Annotated in this window: 17 protein-coding genes and 1 other RNA gene; 5 read left to right on the plus strand and 13 right to left on the minus strand. The window is 57.7% G+C overall.

Features of this window, described 5'->3' with window-relative positions; translation table 11 throughout:
• Positions 1-74 precede the first annotated feature (74 nt).
• Entirely contained in the window at positions 75-1,058 is a 984-nt protein-coding gene (locus tag AB5Y91_RS10085; protein ID WP_368169690.1) for an aldo/keto reductase, read from the minus strand.
• A gap of 128 nt (positions 1,059-1,186) precedes the next feature.
• Entirely contained in the window at positions 1,187-2,335 is a 1,149-nt protein-coding gene (locus tag AB5Y91_RS10090) for an iron-containing alcohol dehydrogenase (RefSeq protein WP_163155078.1), read from the minus strand.
• A 137-nt stretch (positions 2,336-2,472) separates the two neighbouring features.
• On the opposite strand from AB5Y91_RS10090, the gene AB5Y91_RS10095 reads away from it, so the two are divergent.
• Positions 2,473-3,441, plus strand: coding sequence for a LysR family transcriptional regulator (locus AB5Y91_RS10095; RefSeq protein WP_202045443.1), 969 nt, complete (start codon positions 2,473-2,475; stop codon positions 3,439-3,441).
• A gap of 395 nt (positions 3,442-3,836) precedes the next feature.
• Here AB5Y91_RS10095 and AB5Y91_RS10100 read toward each other — a convergent pair whose 3' ends face one another.
• Positions 3,837-4,628: an NAD(P)H-dependent oxidoreductase gene (locus tag AB5Y91_RS10100; protein ID WP_197720925.1), complete on the minus strand. Its 792-nt coding sequence runs from the start codon at positions 4,626-4,628 to the stop codon at positions 3,837-3,839.
• A 95-nt stretch (positions 4,629-4,723) separates the two neighbouring features.
• Here AB5Y91_RS10100 and AB5Y91_RS10105 point away from each other — a divergent pair, with 95 nt between their 5' ends.
• Positions 4,724-5,617, plus strand: a complete 894-nt coding sequence (locus tag AB5Y91_RS10105) for a LysR family transcriptional regulator (RefSeq protein ID WP_368169691.1) — start codon at positions 4,724-4,726, stop codon at positions 5,615-5,617.
• 13 nt (positions 5,618-5,630) lie between these two features.
• Here the strand turns inward: AB5Y91_RS10105 and AB5Y91_RS10110 are convergent, their stop codons facing one another.
• On the minus strand, positions 5,631-6,587 hold the full coding sequence (locus tag AB5Y91_RS10110; RefSeq protein ID WP_163155083.1) for a TIGR03571 family LLM class oxidoreductase: 957 nt from the start codon (positions 6,585-6,587) through the stop codon (positions 5,631-5,633).
• Positions 6,588-6,624: 37 nt separating this feature from the next.
• On the minus strand, positions 6,625-7,086 hold the full coding sequence (locus AB5Y91_RS10115) for a nuclear transport factor 2 family protein (RefSeq protein ID WP_163155085.1): 462 nt from the start codon (positions 7,084-7,086) through the stop codon (positions 6,625-6,627).
• Between the two features lie 180 nt (positions 7,087-7,266).
• Between AB5Y91_RS10115 and AB5Y91_RS10120 the strand changes: the two genes are divergently transcribed.
• Positions 7,267-8,190, plus strand: a complete 924-nt coding sequence (locus AB5Y91_RS10120) for a LysR family transcriptional regulator (RefSeq protein WP_163155087.1) — start codon at positions 7,267-7,269, stop codon at positions 8,188-8,190.
• A gap of 636 nt (positions 8,191-8,826) precedes the next feature.
• On the opposite strand, the gene ffs is transcribed toward AB5Y91_RS10120, so the two are convergent.
• Positions 8,827-8,920, minus strand: an RNA gene (gene ffs, locus AB5Y91_RS10125) — signal recognition particle sRNA small type.
• A gap of 262 nt (positions 8,921-9,182) precedes the next feature.
• Between ffs and AB5Y91_RS10130 the strand changes: the two genes are divergently transcribed.
• Positions 9,183-9,383, plus strand: coding sequence for a hypothetical protein (locus AB5Y91_RS10130; protein WP_144406139.1), 201 nt, complete (start codon positions 9,183-9,185; stop codon positions 9,381-9,383).
• 52 nt (positions 9,384-9,435) lie between these two features.
• Here AB5Y91_RS10130 and AB5Y91_RS10135 read toward each other — a convergent pair whose 3' ends face one another.
• The 6 genes from AB5Y91_RS10135 to radC all read right to left on the minus strand — a co-directional run bounded on the left by AB5Y91_RS10135 (position 9,436) and on the right by radC (position 12,929).
• Positions 9,436-10,881, minus strand: a complete 1,446-nt coding sequence (locus AB5Y91_RS10135; RefSeq protein WP_005345170.1) for a hypothetical protein — start codon at positions 10,879-10,881, stop codon at positions 9,436-9,438.
• A gap of 143 nt (positions 10,882-11,024) precedes the next feature.
• Entirely contained in the window at positions 11,025-11,570 is a 546-nt protein-coding gene (locus AB5Y91_RS10140; protein WP_236766823.1) for a recombinase family protein, read from the minus strand.
• A gap of 240 nt (positions 11,571-11,810) precedes the next feature.
• On the minus strand, positions 11,811-11,954 hold the full coding sequence (locus AB5Y91_RS10145; protein WP_167332170.1) for a hypothetical protein: 144 nt from the start codon (positions 11,952-11,954) through the stop codon (positions 11,811-11,813).
• A complete protein-coding gene (locus AB5Y91_RS10150) occupies positions 11,951-12,079 on the minus strand; it encodes a hypothetical protein (protein WP_254902196.1) in 129 nt (42 codons plus the stop codon). The genes AB5Y91_RS10145 and AB5Y91_RS10150 overlap by 4 nt, the downstream gene beginning before the upstream one ends.
• 17 nt (positions 12,080-12,096) lie before the next feature.
• A complete protein-coding gene (locus AB5Y91_RS10155; RefSeq protein ID WP_043852068.1) occupies positions 12,097-12,465 on the minus strand; it encodes a DUF2787 family protein in 369 nt (122 codons plus the stop codon).
• Complete coding sequence (radC, locus tag AB5Y91_RS10160) at positions 12,462-12,929, minus strand: DNA repair protein RadC (RefSeq protein WP_368169692.1); 468 nt, start codon at positions 12,927-12,929, stop codon at positions 12,462-12,464. Before radC ends, AB5Y91_RS10155 begins: the two co-directional genes overlap by 4 nt.
• A gap of 261 nt (positions 12,930-13,190) precedes the next feature.
• Here radC and AB5Y91_RS10165 point away from each other — a divergent pair, with 261 nt between their 5' ends.
• Positions 13,191-13,568 (plus strand): hypothetical protein, encoded by a 378-nt coding sequence (locus AB5Y91_RS10165; RefSeq protein ID WP_024943929.1) that lies wholly within the window; start codon positions 13,191-13,193, stop codon positions 13,566-13,568.
• A gap of 277 nt (positions 13,569-13,845) precedes the next feature.
• Here the strand turns inward: AB5Y91_RS10165 and AB5Y91_RS10170 are convergent, their stop codons facing one another.
• A complete protein-coding gene (locus AB5Y91_RS10170) occupies positions 13,846-17,025 on the minus strand; it encodes a type I restriction endonuclease subunit R (RefSeq protein ID WP_368169693.1) in 3,180 nt (1,059 codons plus the stop codon).
• Positions 17,026-17,039: the final 14 nt, after the last annotated feature.

Raw genomic sequence — 17,039 nt, forward strand, 5'->3', positions numbered from 1 at the left:
GCCGGCCCCTGGGGACGGCGCGAGAGAGTACAGAGGGGTTCTGCATTCATGAGACTCCTGTTGAGGATCCTGCCTTAGCGACCCACGTTCTTCTGCAGGTGTGACGGATAGCGATCCCCCTCCACCTTGATCCCGGCCAGGGCACGCTGGATGTCTCCCAGATCGGTGGCGCTCAGTGCCACCCGGGCTGCGCCCAGGTTCTCCTCGAGCCGATGCAGCTTGGTGGTGCCGGGTATGGGGGCGATCCAGGGCTTTTGTGCCAGCGACCAGGCGATCGCGATCTGGGCAGAGGTCACCCCCTTGCTGGCCGCAAGGTCGCTCAAGACCTCCACCAGATGCTGGTTGGCCTGGCGCGCCGCCTCGGCAAAACGTGGGACCTGGTTGCGAAAATCCGCATCATCGAATCGGGTATCGGCCTTGATGGCCCCGGTCAGGAAGCCCTTGCCGAGGGGGCTGAACGGCACAAAGCCGATGCCCAGCTCCTCCAGCAGCGGCAGAATGGCCTGCTCCGGTTCGCGCCACCAGAGGGAGTATTCGCTCTGCAGCGCCGCCACCGGCTGCACGGCGTGGGCACGACGAATGGAGTCGACACCGGCCTCGGACAGACCGAAGTGGCGCACCTTGCCCTCCTGGATAAGGTCTCGCACTGTGCCAGCCACCTCTTCCATGGGGACATCGGGATCGACGCGGTGCTGATAGAAGAGATCGATCACATCGGTGTTGAGCCGGCGCAGGGAGGCCTCGGCCACGGCGCGGATATTCTCCGGCCGGCTGTCCAGCCCATCGGGCACCTTGCCGTTCTTGAAACCGAACTTGGTGGCGATCACCACCTTGTCCCGGAACGGGGCCAGCGCCTCCCCCAGCAGCAGTTCGTTATCGCCAGGGCCATAGGCCTCGGCGGTGTCGAAGAAGGTCACTCCCAGTTCATGGGCGCGGCGGATAAGGTTGATGGCCTGCCCCTTGTCCGTGGCCGGGCCATAGCCAAAGCTCAGCCCCATGCAGCCCAGACCGATGGCCGACACCGTCAGCCCGCTGTTACCCAAAGTACGTGTTTGCATGATGGATCCCTTTTCCTGGAAGGCGCTCTCCTGGGAAAGCGCCATGGTGTGGGTGCCTGGCACCCGCCTGGTGTGATGGTTGGCGACTCGCGGCTCGCTCCTGACGCCGGAGCGGCAGGCACCGCCACTCATATGGCATTGCGAAGGATGCTGGCCAGCACCTCCTGGGTGTAGGTCTCGGCCAGACCAAACCAGCGGGCGTTGCCCTTGAGGTTCTCCAGGATGGCGGGCAGGTCCGCCTCCGTGATGCCGAGCTGGGAGAGGCGGGTCGGCGTGCCAATCTTGTCGAACCATGTCTCCAGGGCGGCAATGCCTTCCTCGGCGGTTTTCAAGCCGAACAGCTGCTGGGCGAAGCGCTCGAACTGAGCCGGATTCTGGCCCTGGTACCACTTCATCCAGGCGGGCATCACCACCGACAGGCCTGCGCCATGGGGCACATTGAACAGGGCGGAGAGCGCGTGTTCGATCATGTGGTTGGGGTAACCAAAGCCCGACGTCCCCGCATAGGTCAGGCCGTTTAATGCCAGGGTCGCCGCCCAGGCGAACTCGGCGCGGGCGTTGTAATTTTCGGGGTCTGCCAGCAACTGCTCCGTGGTCTCCAGCACGGTGGCGATGACGGACTCCACCAGGCGGGACTGGATTGTCGGCTGCACCTTGGCAGTGAAGTAGCCCTCGATGGAGTGGGCTATGATGTCCGCCGCCGAGTAGACCAGATAGTCGCGAGAGACCGTCTGCATCAGCGCCGGATTGACGATGGAGACCCTGGGGAAGGTGTGCACCGAGTTGATGGCGAACTTCTCTTTGGTGTCATCATTGGTCACCACGGCGCCGCTGTTCATCTCGCTGCCGGTGGCAGCCAGGGTCAGGATGGCAAACACCGGCAGCGCCGCCTCGATCTGCCCCTTGCCGACGAACAGATCCCAGACATCCCCCTGATAGAGGCTGCCTGCGGCAATGGCCTTGGCGCTGTCGAGCACGGAGCCGCCGCCGACGCTGAGGATGGCGTCGACCCCCTGCTCCCGTGCCAGGGCGATGGCATCACGCACCTTGGAGATGAGCGGGTTGCTGACGATGCCGCCGCATTCCACGAACGGGATCCCCTGCTCGCCCAGGCTGGCGCTCACGGTAGCAAAGAGGCCATCGCCCTTGATGCGATCGCTGCCATAGGCCAGCAGCACCTTCTTGATGCCGTGCTGGGCCAGGATCTCGCCGATGAGGCGCTCCTTGCCGGTGCCGAACTCGATCCGGGTCGGGTTGTAAAAGCTGAAATTGTCCATCTTGCTCGTCTCGCTGTCTGGGGGCATGCCGGGTGGCATCTCGATGGACTGAACTATAAATGGGCAACAAACATCGAACTAGACGGCAAATGGATGAATCAGTTACAACTAAATGATGTAAATCGACGAGAAAGAGCATGATCAGCGAATTGAGATCCATCACCACCTTCGTGCGCACGGTGGAACTGGGCAGCCTCAGCAAGGCCGCCGAGGCCCAGCAGATCTCCCCTCAGGCCGCCAGCAAGGCACTGAGGCAGCTGGAGACCTATCTCGGGGTGAGGCTGTTCCATCGCACCACCCGCAGCATGTCGCTGACCGAAGAGGGCCAACGCTTCCTGGAGGCAGCCCAACCCGCCCTGCTGGGCCTGCAACAGGCCCTGTCGGCCGCGAGGCAGACCCGGGAAGCATTCGCCGGCCCACTGCGGATCGTGGGGCCCCGCTCGGTCGCGCAGATGATCATCGGCCCAGTGCTGGACGAGTACTGCCGGCTCTACCCCGAGGTCCAGCCCGATGTACAGCTCGATGACCGCATCGGCAACTGGGTGGAGGAGCGGGTCGATGTGGGTTTGCGGATCGGTCTCTCGCCACAGGATGGGCTGATCGCACGCCGCCTGTTTCCCTTGCAGCTCATCATCTGCGCCTCCCCCACCTATCTGCGCAAACATGGGGTGCCGCACACGCTGCACGATCTGGGCGTGCACCGCTGCAGCGTGTTTCGTCATGCCGGCACCGGCCACCTTATTCCCTGGCATGTAAGGCTTGGTGAGAGCGTGCAGGACCATCTCGTTCGTCCGGCGATATCCACCAATGACGAGACGGTGGAGCTGGGCGCCGTGCTGGCGGGGGAAGTGATAGGCCAGATCGCCGGGCCGACGGCGGCGGCGCACATCCGGGCCGGCCGCCTGGTTCCCCTGCTGCTCGACCACATGACAGACATGTACAGCCTGTTTCTCTACTACGGCAGCCGTGCGGCCCAGCCCGCCCGGGTACGTCGCTTCATCGATCTGGCGGTCGAGCGCCTCACCGACAGCCCGGAGTTCGTGCTCGGCGCCGAGGAGCTGCGCCTTGCCCATGCTCGGGGAGTCGGGGATGCAATGCCCGGATAAGGGGCGATAAGCCGGTGATCGAGCTGTCACCAAGACCGGAGTACCAGGCGACGACTGACTGACGAGGAGCCCTCCACGAAAGATAGGCGGGCTCACGGTGACGCAAGGGTGCCCCAGGATATTTCCAGCATCAGCCCAAGGAGCCTGGTTGACTGACCCGGGCTTTACTTCGACGCCAATGACAACCTGGTCGTCGGCCAGGAGACGCCTGTTGAGCCTTCGAGATCCTTGACGCATACGCCGGGTGGCAGGGGGTTGGCGAGGTTGGCGAGGTTGGCCAGTACGGTAGTCACTGGTGGCGACAGCTCATCGCACATCACAGGCCAAGGCAGACGGTGAACGCCCAGCCACTGAGCGGTCACCGTCACCTCGTTGTCGACCAGTATCCGACGTCGTCAAGGAGATGTGAGTGCCTCGTCCATCTTGCTCTGCACCTGAGGCTGGGGGCTCGCCACGGGATCAAGGATGGCATCCAGATGGCCACGCAACTCTTCAATAGCCCCTGCAACATCCGGCTGCTTCATCACATCGAAGCACGAGAAGGAGGGCAACACCTCTACGCCACAGAACCTGTAGTTGGCCGTGTTGCTGACGAAGACGTCATCCACCGTCTTGCCCTCGAACAACATCTGCCCAGCATCGCCAAATGCCGCCCTCGGCGCATTCCAGGTCAGCGACAGCATGTACTGCTTGCCATGCATCTTGCCGCCAGAGCCATATTGCTTGCGCGGATCCTCGCGCGTCCTGCCATCACCCGACAGGAAGCGCTGCTGGAACATGCCCGCGGTAAATACCTCATCGACATACTTCTTGTAGATCCACGGCATGCCGAACCAGAAGACCGGCGATTGCAGGATGATGATATCTGCCCACAGATGCTTGTCGACCTCGCCCTGAACGTCGTAGCCCTGCTCTATATATGTCTCCTTCACCCCATAGCCGCGCGCTGCCATCTCTTGCCTGATGACGCCTGCCAGGGTGCTGTTCAGCTTGCCGCCGGAGATGCCTTCAAAAAACTGATGTGCGTTGATGATCAATACGTTTTTCATCGTCTTCTTTTCCTCAATAATCAATGGTCTGATGCGCCTTCTCACTTGCATGTTGGTTTCGGCGTCGTGGGGTCCATCACGCTGACACCTGAGGGAAAGAGGCCCGAGGGCATGGCAATCTTGCGGATTGATTTTCATGGGTGCCTCCTTCACGGTGAAGGCAACTATAGGCGCCGTATTAGTGCAGAAAAATAGCTTAATCCTGCACACCATATGAAGTTATGCTTCAAGATATGAAACTCAATCAACTCGACGGCCTGATGGCCTTTTGGAAAGTCGCGGAGCATCGCGGCTTCACTGCCGCGTCTGCCGAACTGGAGGTATCGCCTTCGGCGCTGAGCCAGGCGATCAGGCAGCTGGAAGCGCGTCTCGGCGTACGCCTGCTCAATCGCACGACCCGCAGCGTGAGCCTGACGGAGGCTGGGGAGGACTATCTTGCCCGCATCGGCCCGGCACTCGGTCAGGTCATTGTGGCGGGTGAAGAGCTGAACGTCCTGCAGGGCGGACCCACCGGCACATTGCGCATCAATGCCGCACGCATTTCGACCTCAATGGTGTTGCAACCGCTGTTGGCAGGTTTCCTTCGTGAGCATCCGAACGTGAAACTTGAACTGACCAATGACGAAGGCTTCGTCGACATCGTCGAGCGGGGTTTCGATGCGGGCATTCGCATGGGAGAAGATCTGCACAAGGACATGGTCTCCCTTCCCCTTGGCGGCCCCATCACAGTCGCCATCGTCGCCTCTCCTGATTATCTCGCGCGCTTCCCCGCGCCCAGCCATCCGGACGACCTCGTGCAGCACAACTGCATCCGCTTCCGCTTCGCCGGAACAGGCGCGATCCACAAATGGGAGTTCAAGGTGAATGAGGAAATCGTCGAGTACGAGGTCAAGGGCAACCTGACCATCACGGACACCCTGTTCAGTACGGAGGCGGCACTGGAAGGCGTCGGGATCGCCTACACCTTTGAGCAGCTGGCCCTGCCACACATCAAGGCAAAGCGCCTGACGCGAGTCCTGGCACCGTTCTCGCCGACCTTTCCAGGCTTCTCTCTGTACTACCCCAGCCGGCATGATCAACCGTCCAAGTTGAAGGCATTCATCGAGTACGCGCGGCGGGCGGGATGAATCATCCTTGAGCTCACGGGCGAGCAAGCGCCGGTAGCACATGTTCCCCCATCTCGTCGATCACTGCCCTGGCCTCCCGTCGTGAGGGCTTGAGGTTAAGCGCGACATGGCTCACGCCCAGCGCCTGGTGCCGTAACAGTCGCTCGATCAATGCCTTGCGACCGATCCGTACCACGTTGTAATAGCGCTGATAGGGCGCATCGGGGTTGGCATCCAGATCAAAGAAGGTGGCATAACCATATTTGGGTGATGGCTTGTCTCCCGCCTCCTCCGCCAACGCCGAGAGAATGCCGGTGATGGCACTGTCCTCATCCACGGACCAGATCCAGGCATCCATGTTCTTCGCCAACCACGCGATAGACTGGCGGGCACGGCCCACCGCGACCATAGGCAGACTCCCGCACCTGGGCTTGGGATGCAGATCAAGGGTGCCGGACAGGGTCCCATAATGACGGGATGCCTGAGATGGAAAATGCTCCTGCTGTAGCCGTTTGATCATCTCCACCGACTCCTGAAAGCGTTCGGCACGTTCGGCAAAGTCGATGCCAAAAGCCGGGTATTCCGCCGCGCGATCCCCGGTGGACACCCCCAAGATGAAGCGTCCCGCGGTCAGCAAGTCGGTCGATGCGGATTGCTTGGCCACCGAGATGGGATCTCTCAACGGCAATACAATTCCCGCCGACCCCAGGGTGATCTGTCGAGTAATGGCAGCCAGATAGCCCGCATAGACGAAGGGATCCACGACTTGGGCGGCATCGCCAAAGTTAGGGTCATAGAATGGGACATCCCGCAGCCAGATACTGGCAAAACCGGCCTCCTCCGCTCGCTGGACCAGACTCCCATGATCGGTTAAAGAGGGAAAAGGAGTGTCCGGATACGCTTCTACCGGGGTCAACAACCCCACCGTCAGCTGCGTCTCGCCAAACACACGATGAAAGCTGTCCGGCAGCGTTCTTTTCTTGTCTGTCATGTAACCACCTTGATGACGTTGATGTGTCTGCCGTGTCCTATCCGTTAGACGGTTCAGGCCAGACCACATCCAGCACACTGCTGGCAATGCGCCATTGCCCCTGCACGCGGACATACCGATCCAGGTAGCGTCCCAGCAGCAAGAAGGGGTGCTGCATGGCGTCCCGGTCTGTCACCAGATCCAGCAGGTAGCAACTGCCGCTGGCCATGCTCTCATCGATCAGGGTAATGTCGTGATTGGTCACCGCGTGCATGAAAGGAAAGTGCTCGCGCTGCTGGGTATCAAAGACGTGATAGGCCTCTTTGAGGCTTTGCGTTATCTCGGCCAACCCTTTCATGGTACCGACGGTCACCCGCACTTCGGCATCCTCGGTAAAGACCTCTCCTAGGCGATCGGCCTGATTGCCATCCAGAAGCTGGCTGTAGTGCAGGCGTAGGGCGCGGATCTCTTCGCGATCCAACAGGGCGTTGACGCGCTCCATATCAAGTTTGTCAGTCATGCTGATCCTCTGGCTAAGGGGTTGAAAGCAACCAGCCAAGACGGCTGGTTCTCAGATAGTGCCTCCACGGCACCGATAACACGCCGACACAAGGACGAGGTGATTGACGGCCAGTATATTGACTATCAAAAAAAACATAATAGAGTTCATATTCCACTCATTTAGTCATTTAATTCCACAATGAAACAGAGCGAGACGATCTTTTTGGGGGTCGTGGAGTTTGTCGAGACACTGCGGACAGGCACCTTTACCGCGGCGGGTGACCGGTTGGGATTGACCGGTTCCGCCGTTGGCAAGAGCGTAACCCGGCTGGAGCAGAAGCTCGGCACCAAATTGCTGCATCGCACCACCCGCAGTCTGACCCCGACCCCGGAAGGCCAGCGTTACTTCGACGGCTGGATTGCCATCCTGGACGAAATAGACAGCCTGGAGCAGGGAGTGATTGCAGGCAGCCGCCAGGTCTCCGGGCGCCTGAATGTCCACCTTCCGGCCGCCTTTGGCCGTCGCCATGTGATGCCCGTCCTGCTCGAATTGGCCAAACAGCACCCCCATCTGGATCTGGCCGTCGCCTTTAGCGAGAAACGGATCAATCTCATCGACGAGGGCGTCGATCTGGTGGTGCGGATCGGGTCAATGGAAGACGACGCTGATTTGGTTGCCCGGCAACTGGGATGCCAGAGACTGGTCGTCTGTGCCAGCCCGGAATACCTGGCGCGCAAAGGTAGACCGCGCCTGCCTGCAGAGCTCGCCGAGCACGACTGTATCCTCGGCAGTCAGCGCAGCACGCAACCGACCTGGTTGTTGCGCCGCCCGAATGGCGACACGTTTTCGCAGGTGATAAGGGGTCGCTATCGATTCAGCGATGGGGATGCCATGGTGGCCGCAACGCTGGATGGGATGGGGTTGTCCCAGTTACCCACCTGGCTTATCCACGAACACCTCGCCACCCATGCGCTGGTGACAGTACTGGATGAATATGCGGGAGCGGAGATGCCAATCCATGCGGTATGGCCTCGCTCCCGATATTTGAAACCACGGCAACGCATTGTCATTGACGCCTTGATTGCCGAGGCGCAAAAAGCCACCTCCATCTTCAAGATTTGACTCGGTGTGAACCCGCCGTCTCTGTGTCTGGTAGCTGTGCTTGCTCATAACACCTCCTGAATGACCTCAGTTTGAGGCTCTTGAGGTGTCTAGGAAAGTAGGGGCGATTCAGAGCCCATGACAATTGCTTTTCAGCAATGTATGACTCTACGTGACCGGAAAACTTTTCTTCTTGGTCTGGCTGAATTTGATTGTGTTCAGAAGGTACAGCGGGGGACTCGACCCCAGAGGGGCTGCCGGTGCAAGCAGGGATGTGAACGTGCCCGTTTAGCGGGGGATGTTGTGTCGTTGATGCTTCAGCTTCAAACCCAACGGGTTTAGACATGACATCACGGCAAGCAGCATCGGAGATGCATGCAGCTTGCTGCACAGGGCTGGAATGATTGAAGTGAATTTGGAGCGCTAAGAGCTGAGCTTTTGCCCTGTCTCTTGTTTTGAGGGATTTACGGAAGGTCTGACAACGACCATTACACATGGTCACTCGTTGGTAGTAGTAAATGCCGTTTCTAATCAATAAGTACATGGCACCCCCTATGAGGATTGTGTGCCAGTTTGTGTGACAGTGATACACAAACAGCTTGCCTTCAACAAGCTAAGTTACTGATCTTAAACGGGAATGGCAGAAACAGGTGGTGGCCCCACCAGCCACATCCCGGCACTCGAGTCCCCCGCCTTGGCTGCTACCTTCCGGTCCTGACCAGGTCGACGGGTTATCAATGCGAGCCCAAATAAATCAGGCACTTAGGGATGGAACTGATTTCCATCACAGTGTTCTGAAACCTCAACAAGCGAGAACCCGCCGGAAGTACGGTCATCCACATCAAGTGGACATGCTTAAATTGGTAACAAACGGGGGTAATCCTACCCGCCCGCCCCTAGATAAATCAATTCGGAAAGAGCATTTAATCATCTTCTCATACCCCAAATTGGACTTAGCCAAAACCCTGCTAGACTAACCATCGGTCAAACATCAAGCATTTAGGGAGTGCAATATGGCCAAAAGATCATCTGACCATGCTAATGTTGGGAAGTTTGCCGGGGCTGGAGCAGGTTTGTTTGCTGTACTAGGTAGCGTACTTGCGGGACTTCCGGGCGCTGTAATTGGAGGAAGTATTGGCGGTGGTGTCGGTGGTGCCTTGGGCCATCACCTAGATGAGGATAAAGATAAAGGTAGCGATGAAAGTAAAAAATAATCGTGTCAGATGTCAGTAAAAAGGAGCCCGGTCGCAGGCTCCTTTTGGATCATTAGTTGCCACATGATCCCCACGCAATACCATCAGTGCCGCACTCTTCTTTGTGCGTCCCATCAGCAAAGACGGTGAACTTGCGGTAACGCCCTTGGTTGTCATAGCTGATAGTGGTGGTGACCTTGTTGCTGTCAGTCACGGTCTGCTTCTTGAACCAAGCACCAGCATCCGGCTCCGGCGTCTTGTCATCATAGCGGTACGGTAGTTTCTCAAAGGCAGCGACCAGTTCGCTCATGTTGCGGGTTGCATGATCATCCGCCATCCCTACCCAATCGTTCAGGAAGGGGAAGCTGTTAGAGCCACCGAGGAAATAGACAAACTGGCTGCCATAGTCAGCTTCGGCATCCTTGTAACCGACCGTCGCATAGCGGCCAGTAATCGCTCCAGCCAAACTCTCAGGGATGCAGTCGGCAAAGATGCCTGCCTCACCTCCGGCCAAGTTCACCAGCTCATACTCCTTCCCATCTGCCGTCGTGGAAATGGTTTCCTTAATGTCACAGGAGTAGGGGGCATCATCACCACCACGAGATTCAAACTCGTAGCTATTGCTGTAGCTGTATCCCTTGCCTGCAACATTGGTCTTTTCGCCATAGATGATGGTTCTGACGTCTTCACTGAAATCATCGCTGACCTTGACCAGCTCAGTCCGGCTCTTGTTGGCCCAATAGATCCCCTGATCACGATACCAAGCCTGCGGATAGGCATTATTGTGGTCTCTATAGTCCCCTTGGTGGTAATCCACATAGGCATAGAACGCATCAGGATGAGCACGTTTTAACTCTTCGCTGGCACTGAACGATTTCTGCAAACCACGGACGATCTCTTGAGCCTTGGTGGCTGTCGCACTATCACCGGTAGCGATGAAGTCATCAAACAGCTTCTGCTCAGGAATGTTGTAGTGGGACACAACCCGATCAACCGATTGTTTCAACGAGTTCATCAGCTGCTCACGCTTTAGCTGATCGGCCATCACACTCTGGCAAGTCAGAGATCCCCCCGCAGCCAGCTCTTTCTCGACAGCACTCCACAAAACCGTGGTCAGTGGAGTTACATGATAGAAATCGTCTTGCGTGATAGGCGTGAACTTCGGCGGCAATACCATCTGGTAAGCCTGCTCGACCGGCCCCAGATCCAAATCAACCGCTCCCACCGGAACATCGACCACTAAGGGTACGTATTGGGCACACTCCTCCTGAGCTTCGGTGAGTTCTAGCCGATAATCGCCGGTGTTAGAAGTCACCGCGTTGGGTTCCCCCTCATCCAACTGGCGGTTGAAGTTCAAATCCAGATAGGCGGTTGCCCCTTGCACATAGCCGTCGATGGCCTTGCCCTGAATAGCCGTCTTGGTGACGGGTTGGGTATCAGACCCACCATCACCTCCACCGCCGCCACAAGCTACCAGAGCCAGACTTACCCCTACACTAATTAACGAACGAACTGTCATCAGTTTCTCCTTGTTCTCTATTGACTCAACGCGACTCAATAGCCTATACAAAAGCGGGATACTAAAGAGTCTGGGAATTGATTTTTGTGATTGATACCGATTTCATGATATTTTTTCTTTCTATAATCATGATTTCATTGAATTTATCCCCCACCACGTAAGATACGCTGCACGCTGGAGAGACTGATCCCCGTCCTGCGTGCGATTTCGGCCTTGGCGAGCCCCCTTGCTGCCAATGCTTGCACCTCGTCTCCCTTCGCCATGGCTGTCGGTTTGCGGCCCTTATAGACCCCACGCTGCCTAGCCAGCTCAATCCCTTCTGCCTGTCGCTCCAGCATCAGCTCCCGCTCAAACGTGGCGATGGCACCGATCATGGTTAGCATCAGTTTTCCGGTCGGTGTCGAGGTATCGATACCCAGATTCAAAATCCTCAGAGCAACCCGTTTAGCGTGCAGGTACTCCGAGATCTCCAACAGGTGGCGAGTGTTGCGAGCCAAGCGATCCAGCTTGGTCACCATCACCACGTCTCCCTCACGAACAAAATCCAGCATCAACGAGAGCTGCGGGCGATCATCCTTGGCCCCGCTCACCTTCTCCTGAAATATCTTGCTGCACTCGGCCAGTGCCTGAAGCTGGGCATCCAGGCTCTGCCCCACAGTGCTGACACGTGCATATCCCACCAGTGCCATGGTCTCCTCCTGGTCAATAGGGCAAGGTACACTGACGCGACCGGTCAGAAGGTCGAAAGGAACCCATATGACCGGCAAAAAGTGGCACTTTCGCTCGCGTCACACGGGCTTGGTCTATTGACCTGAGCCAGTGATACAAATGAAAACGGGCCGCTCCGTGATGGAGGGCCCGCAGGGGTAGTCAACCAGATGCTCTGGCTGCTCTATCTATTGGTCATGCAGGGTGCCGACCAGGGGATCTCAATGACGCGTCGACCCGCCAGGCATCCGTAATACCTTGGCCAGCTCCTCAGCGTGAGCCTTGTCACGGGCGATTAGGCGGATCATCAGGGTTCCCCCTGCAATGGCAACCAGAGTCACCGAGGTCAGGATCATTTTGTTCATGGGTAGTCCTCTTCGTTCATGTTGTAGAAGTGTGGCGGCATGTAGCGGGCCATCATCGCGTTGACGATGACCGACGCAAATGCCGTCAGGGCTGCCTTCAAGGCGTCCAGCAGCAAGGTTTTCATGAAGTCATTCATGGCGATTACTCAGGGGTTATCTTCAGGCGGTAGACCTCCATCCGGTGATAGTCGAGAAAGTTCCTCTCCCAGAGCCGGTAGAGGTCCATGGTGGTGGCCAGTGGCCGCTCTCCACTCCAGAGCTGTGATGCCAGCCCGGCGTTGAAGTCAAAATCGAGATCCTTGACCAGCTCGCCACCGAGGTAAGTGAACTCAGTAACGTAGGCCATCCCCCAGCTGCCAGCCCGTTTCTCCAGACGGATTTCGACCGGACGGTAACCACCGGTGTCGGCGGAATAATCGTGACTGCGGAAGTTGAGGGTCAGGGCGGTGGCGTCGGGGTAGCTGCCGATGATCTTGGTGAACAAAGCCTGTAGCGGTTTGGATGGGGTCATAGCAACCCCCTATCGGCAAACGAGACGATGTCGTGCTGTCCCACCACAAAGTGGTCGAGCACTCGCACGTCTACCATCTCAAGCAGATCCTTGAGACGAACAGTGACAGCCTTGTCGGCGTCCGAGGGGTCGACCATACCGGAGGGGTGGTTGTGGGCCAGAATGACCGCAGCGGCGTTTCTGTTAAGGGCCGCCTTGACCACCTCACGGGGGTGAACGGTGCCTGCATTGATGGTGCCGAAGAACAGCTCCTGGTAATCGAGCAGTCGGTGTTGATTGTCGAGCAGCATGACGGCGAACACTTCCCGCTCGTACTCCCCCATCTTGAGCCGAAGGAAGTCTGCTGCCGCTTTGGGCTGAGTGAAGGCGTGGCCCAGATGCCGCTGTCGGCTCTCCAGAATGGCCAATGCCTGATTGATGATGTGATCGCCCTGTCCGGGTTGATCATCATAGTGTTGTGACATAACAGTAACCTCGCGTCGTTTGGGTACACGAGTTACTTATGCCAGGGGGCTTGGTTGTTATTGAATCCGAACGGAACTGGTATAAGGGGTGCAGGGGCCCACATTCACCTATGAGCCCTCTTAGAAATTTTTAGACGGATTTCACGGTTTTCCCTTTTATGACGCGATATGTTTCCACTCGTGGTCAAAAAAGAGGAATTAAAACTCACTTGAGACCATTTTTTAGCAATATCGTCTCGTTTTGTGTGAAGGAGAACACCAGTGGCAACTACTCATTTTATCCCCGCTCAGCCCAGTGAGTACGGTTACATCATTGTCGAACCAAACGACAACGGAGAAACGACCCTTGAGCGTTACCCATTGCTCGGGTACGCCGTCAAGATTACAGAAGGTGGGCCAGAAGATCTCAAGATACAGACGCTGCCGGTCTGCACAACAGGTGAGAGCTTCACCCCGAACTTCATCCAGCGCTATGACGGCACCTTCAGTCAAGCGGAAGGAGATCAACTCTGCTACTCCCTGTCAGAGATGATGAACCATTTCGGTTTCGAAGCAGATGATCTGCATACTCTGCCCCCGGCAAATGCCAAAGAGCTATCAGGATACGTCTGGCGTCCACTGCGGAACCCGCAAGGCTAATATCTGCTGATTTTGAATCTGGCCCTTTTGCCCGCCATCAAAGGCAAAGGGGCCATTTAGGATGTTCAATCTGCTGAAATTTCAGCATTTTATAGAACTTTTTCTGTATGAAATCTCGTAGAAAAAGTTCTTAAATCTGCCAAAATTTCAGCAGATCGGCAGACCGACTCGACCTGCCCCAGATGGGTTTCTCGTGCAGGTTCCCACTTCTTGTGCTCGGTCTCGTTGTCCCTGCTGAAGGAGCACGTCAACCCTGACATGCCTCTCCAGCAAACGCCTACTGGCTCTGTGTCCGTAATGACTGATGGCCAGCCAACCCCTCGAGCAGCAAGTCCAGCAGCATATTCTGCAATGCCCTGGCCTTATCGGGGTGAGAGAGGTACGTCAGCGACATGCCCTGCTGGGTTTCCATTCGCCCGATGACGGCTTCATCCACCGCATTCGGGAAATCGCCATGCAGAATCGATTCCCGTGGGTTATTGCGGACCTGCTCCATCAGGGGGCCGTTCTCGCTTAGCTTGCTGACCATCCCCTGCACCCAGTCGAGCTTGTCCCCATCAGTCACTTCCAGGCCAAACAGATCGTTCATCCGAGCCAGCAGTTCGGAGAGGAAATCCTTCTTCTCCTCTTTCGGCTTGGCGCTGCCGAGGGAGGCGATCCCCTCCAGCCCATAACCGGCCGCATTCTCTTTGAGTTGCAGATCCTGTGTCCGCTTGGCCTTAAGGTGGTAGTGGCTCAGCATCACCGATGAAAGGTCTACTTGCTCTTCATCCAACACCTCTTCCCGCAGCAGGGGCAGCAGGTGGCGTGCAAAGACACACAGCCGCTCCATGTCGTAATCGTCGAAGGGGGTGATCTGGGAGACAAACTCGTAGAACCGCACATAGCCGTTGAGGTTCTTCTTGAACAGCTCCAACACCGAACGGGCTTCCCCGGCCTCTTTCAACCGCCGCTCGGCGTTGGCCTGATCACTCCCTGAGCCGCCCTGTTCGATCAGCCACTTGAGCTGGGTCCGGCACTCCCGAATAGCATCGATGGCCAGCCGGTAACGCTTGGCGAAGCGATCTCTGGCCGGAACGGCGTGCCGCAAGAAGGCATCGGCCCCCCGTTTGGGGTCGAAGTAGGCATCGGTAAACGCTACCACCTCGGGCCAGGTGAAGATCCCTTCGCCCTTGAGCTTGTGGAACAGGTCATAGATAAGGTTCGGGTCCGACACTGAATCCAGCGTGGCGGTTTCGTAATACTTTTGGAACTCTTCCAGCACATCCTGCGGGTCGTTCACGAAGTCGAGCACATAGGTACTCTCCTTGCCCGGATAGGTGCGGTTGAGCCGCGAGAGGGTCTGGATGCAGTCCACCCCGGTCAGCTTCTTGTCCACATACATGGCACACAGCTTGGGCTGATCGAACCCGGTCTGGAACTTGTTGGCCACCAGCATCACCTGATAGTCAGCCGTATCGAACGCCTTACGCATGTCCCGGCCCTTCAGCTCCGGGTTCATGTTCCGCTCGTTCCACGTCTGCCCCTCGTCCTCGATGTCGCCCGAGAAGGCCACCATGGCCCGAATGGCTTGATAGCCTTGGTCCTTAACGTATTTGTCGAACGCCAGCTTGTAGCGGACCGCCTCCATCCGGCTGCTGGTCACCACCATCGCCTTGGCTTGCCCGGCCAGCAGCGGTGCAACGTGCTGGCGGAAGTGCTCGACAATTACCTGCACTTTCTGGCCAATGTTGTGCGGGTGCAGCCGGACCCACTGGGATAGCTTGCGCTTGGCCTTCTTGCTGTCCACTTCTGCATCAGCCGCTTCGCTCTCCATCGCCAGCTTATAGGCCAGTTGGTAGCTGGTGTAGTTCCGCAGCACGTCAAGGATGAACCCCTCCTCGATCGCCTGGCGCATGGTGTAGACATGGAATGGCTCGGGTTTGTTCTCATCAGAAATGGGCAGATGGGGCTTGGGCGGGCGACCGAACAGCTCCAGCGTCTTGGCCTTCGGGGTAGCAGTGAAGGCGAAGTAGCTGATGTTCTGGCTGCCGCCACGGGCAGCCAAGGTCAGGTTCATCACATCCTCGGCCGAGAGCTCTTCTTCATCATTCAACTGCTCGGCCATCAACACCTCACGCAGCTGACGGGCAGTCTTGCCGGTCTGGCTGGAGTGAGCCTCGTCGGCCACCACCGCAAAGCGGCTGGCCTTCAGGCTGGAGCTCTCCTGAATCGCCTTGAGCACATGGGGGAAGGTCTGAATGGTGACGATAATGATGGGAGTGCCGTTGGTCAGTGCCTCGGCCAACTGAGCAGATTTGCTGCCATCCCCCTCTTCCCGATTAATGCGGGAGATCACCCCGGATGCGTGATCGAACTGAGCGATGGTCTCCTGCAACTGGCTATCGAGCACGGTCCGGTCGGTGACGACGATGACGGAATTGAATAGCTTCTCACTCTCTCCGGCATCGGTGTCACGCCGCAGCGATGCGAGCTGATGGGTCAACCAGGCGATAGAGTTCGACTTGCCAGAGCCCGCCGAGTGCTGGATCAGGTACTTCTGGCCGCTCCCTTCTTGGCTCAACGTTGCAAGCAGCGTCTCCACCACCTTCCACTGGTGATAGCGGGGGAAAATCATCGTCTCTTTCTTCTTGAGGCGGCCCAGAGCGTCCTCTTCGTGCTTCACCTGCAGATGTAGATAGCGACCCAGAATATTGAGGAAGGTCTCGGGCGCGAAAATCTCCTGCCATAGGTACTCGCTGGCATAGCCTGTCTCAGGCTGATCGTTCCCTGCCCCGCCCTTGGCGGTGCCACGGTTGAACGGCAAGAAGAAGGTATCTGCTCCGGCCAGCCGAGTGGTCATCGCCACCTCAAACTGATTGACGGCAAAGTGCACCAGTGCTCCGCGACGAAAAGCCAGCAAGGGCTCACGCTTGCCCGCCGTCACCAGTGGGCGGTCGAAGCGGTACTGCTGCTTGGCGTTCTCCAGGCTCTGTTTGAAGCAAGACTTGAGCTCCAGCGTTGCCACCGGTATGCCGTTGAGAAACAGAGTGAGATCGAGTCGTCCATCATAGCCATGGGGGCTGTAGACCAGCTCCGGCACCACCCGCAGCCGGTTCTTGGCATACCGCTCAACCAGCTCTGGGTTAAGGTCATGGTCGGGCTTGAAGGTGGCCACTGCCAGCCGATGCCCTCTGTCCTCTACTTGATGACGGAGTAACCACAAGGTGCCCCGCTCATCGCTCTCAAGGGCCCTGACCACGGCGTTAAGCAGGTGACGTTCGGGCTCCTCACCGTAGGTCTTGCAGTATTTCTGCCACCCCTCTGGCTGGCTCTCCTGCACATAGGCGATCACATCTTCCGGGTAGAGGGCTCGCTCTTTGTCATAGCGTGCCGACTCACCGACCAACCAACCTGATGCGACCAGTTGCTCGATGATATGGTCCTGAAAGGCTTTTTCCCGTGCTTTGTTATCCAAACTGAGGTCCAGGC

It is taken from the genome of Aeromonas sp. R4-3 (assembly GCF_040908275.1).
In the GTDB taxonomy this organism is placed as follows: Bacteria; Pseudomonadota; Gammaproteobacteria; order Enterobacterales; family Aeromonadaceae; genus Aeromonas; species Aeromonas rivipollensis.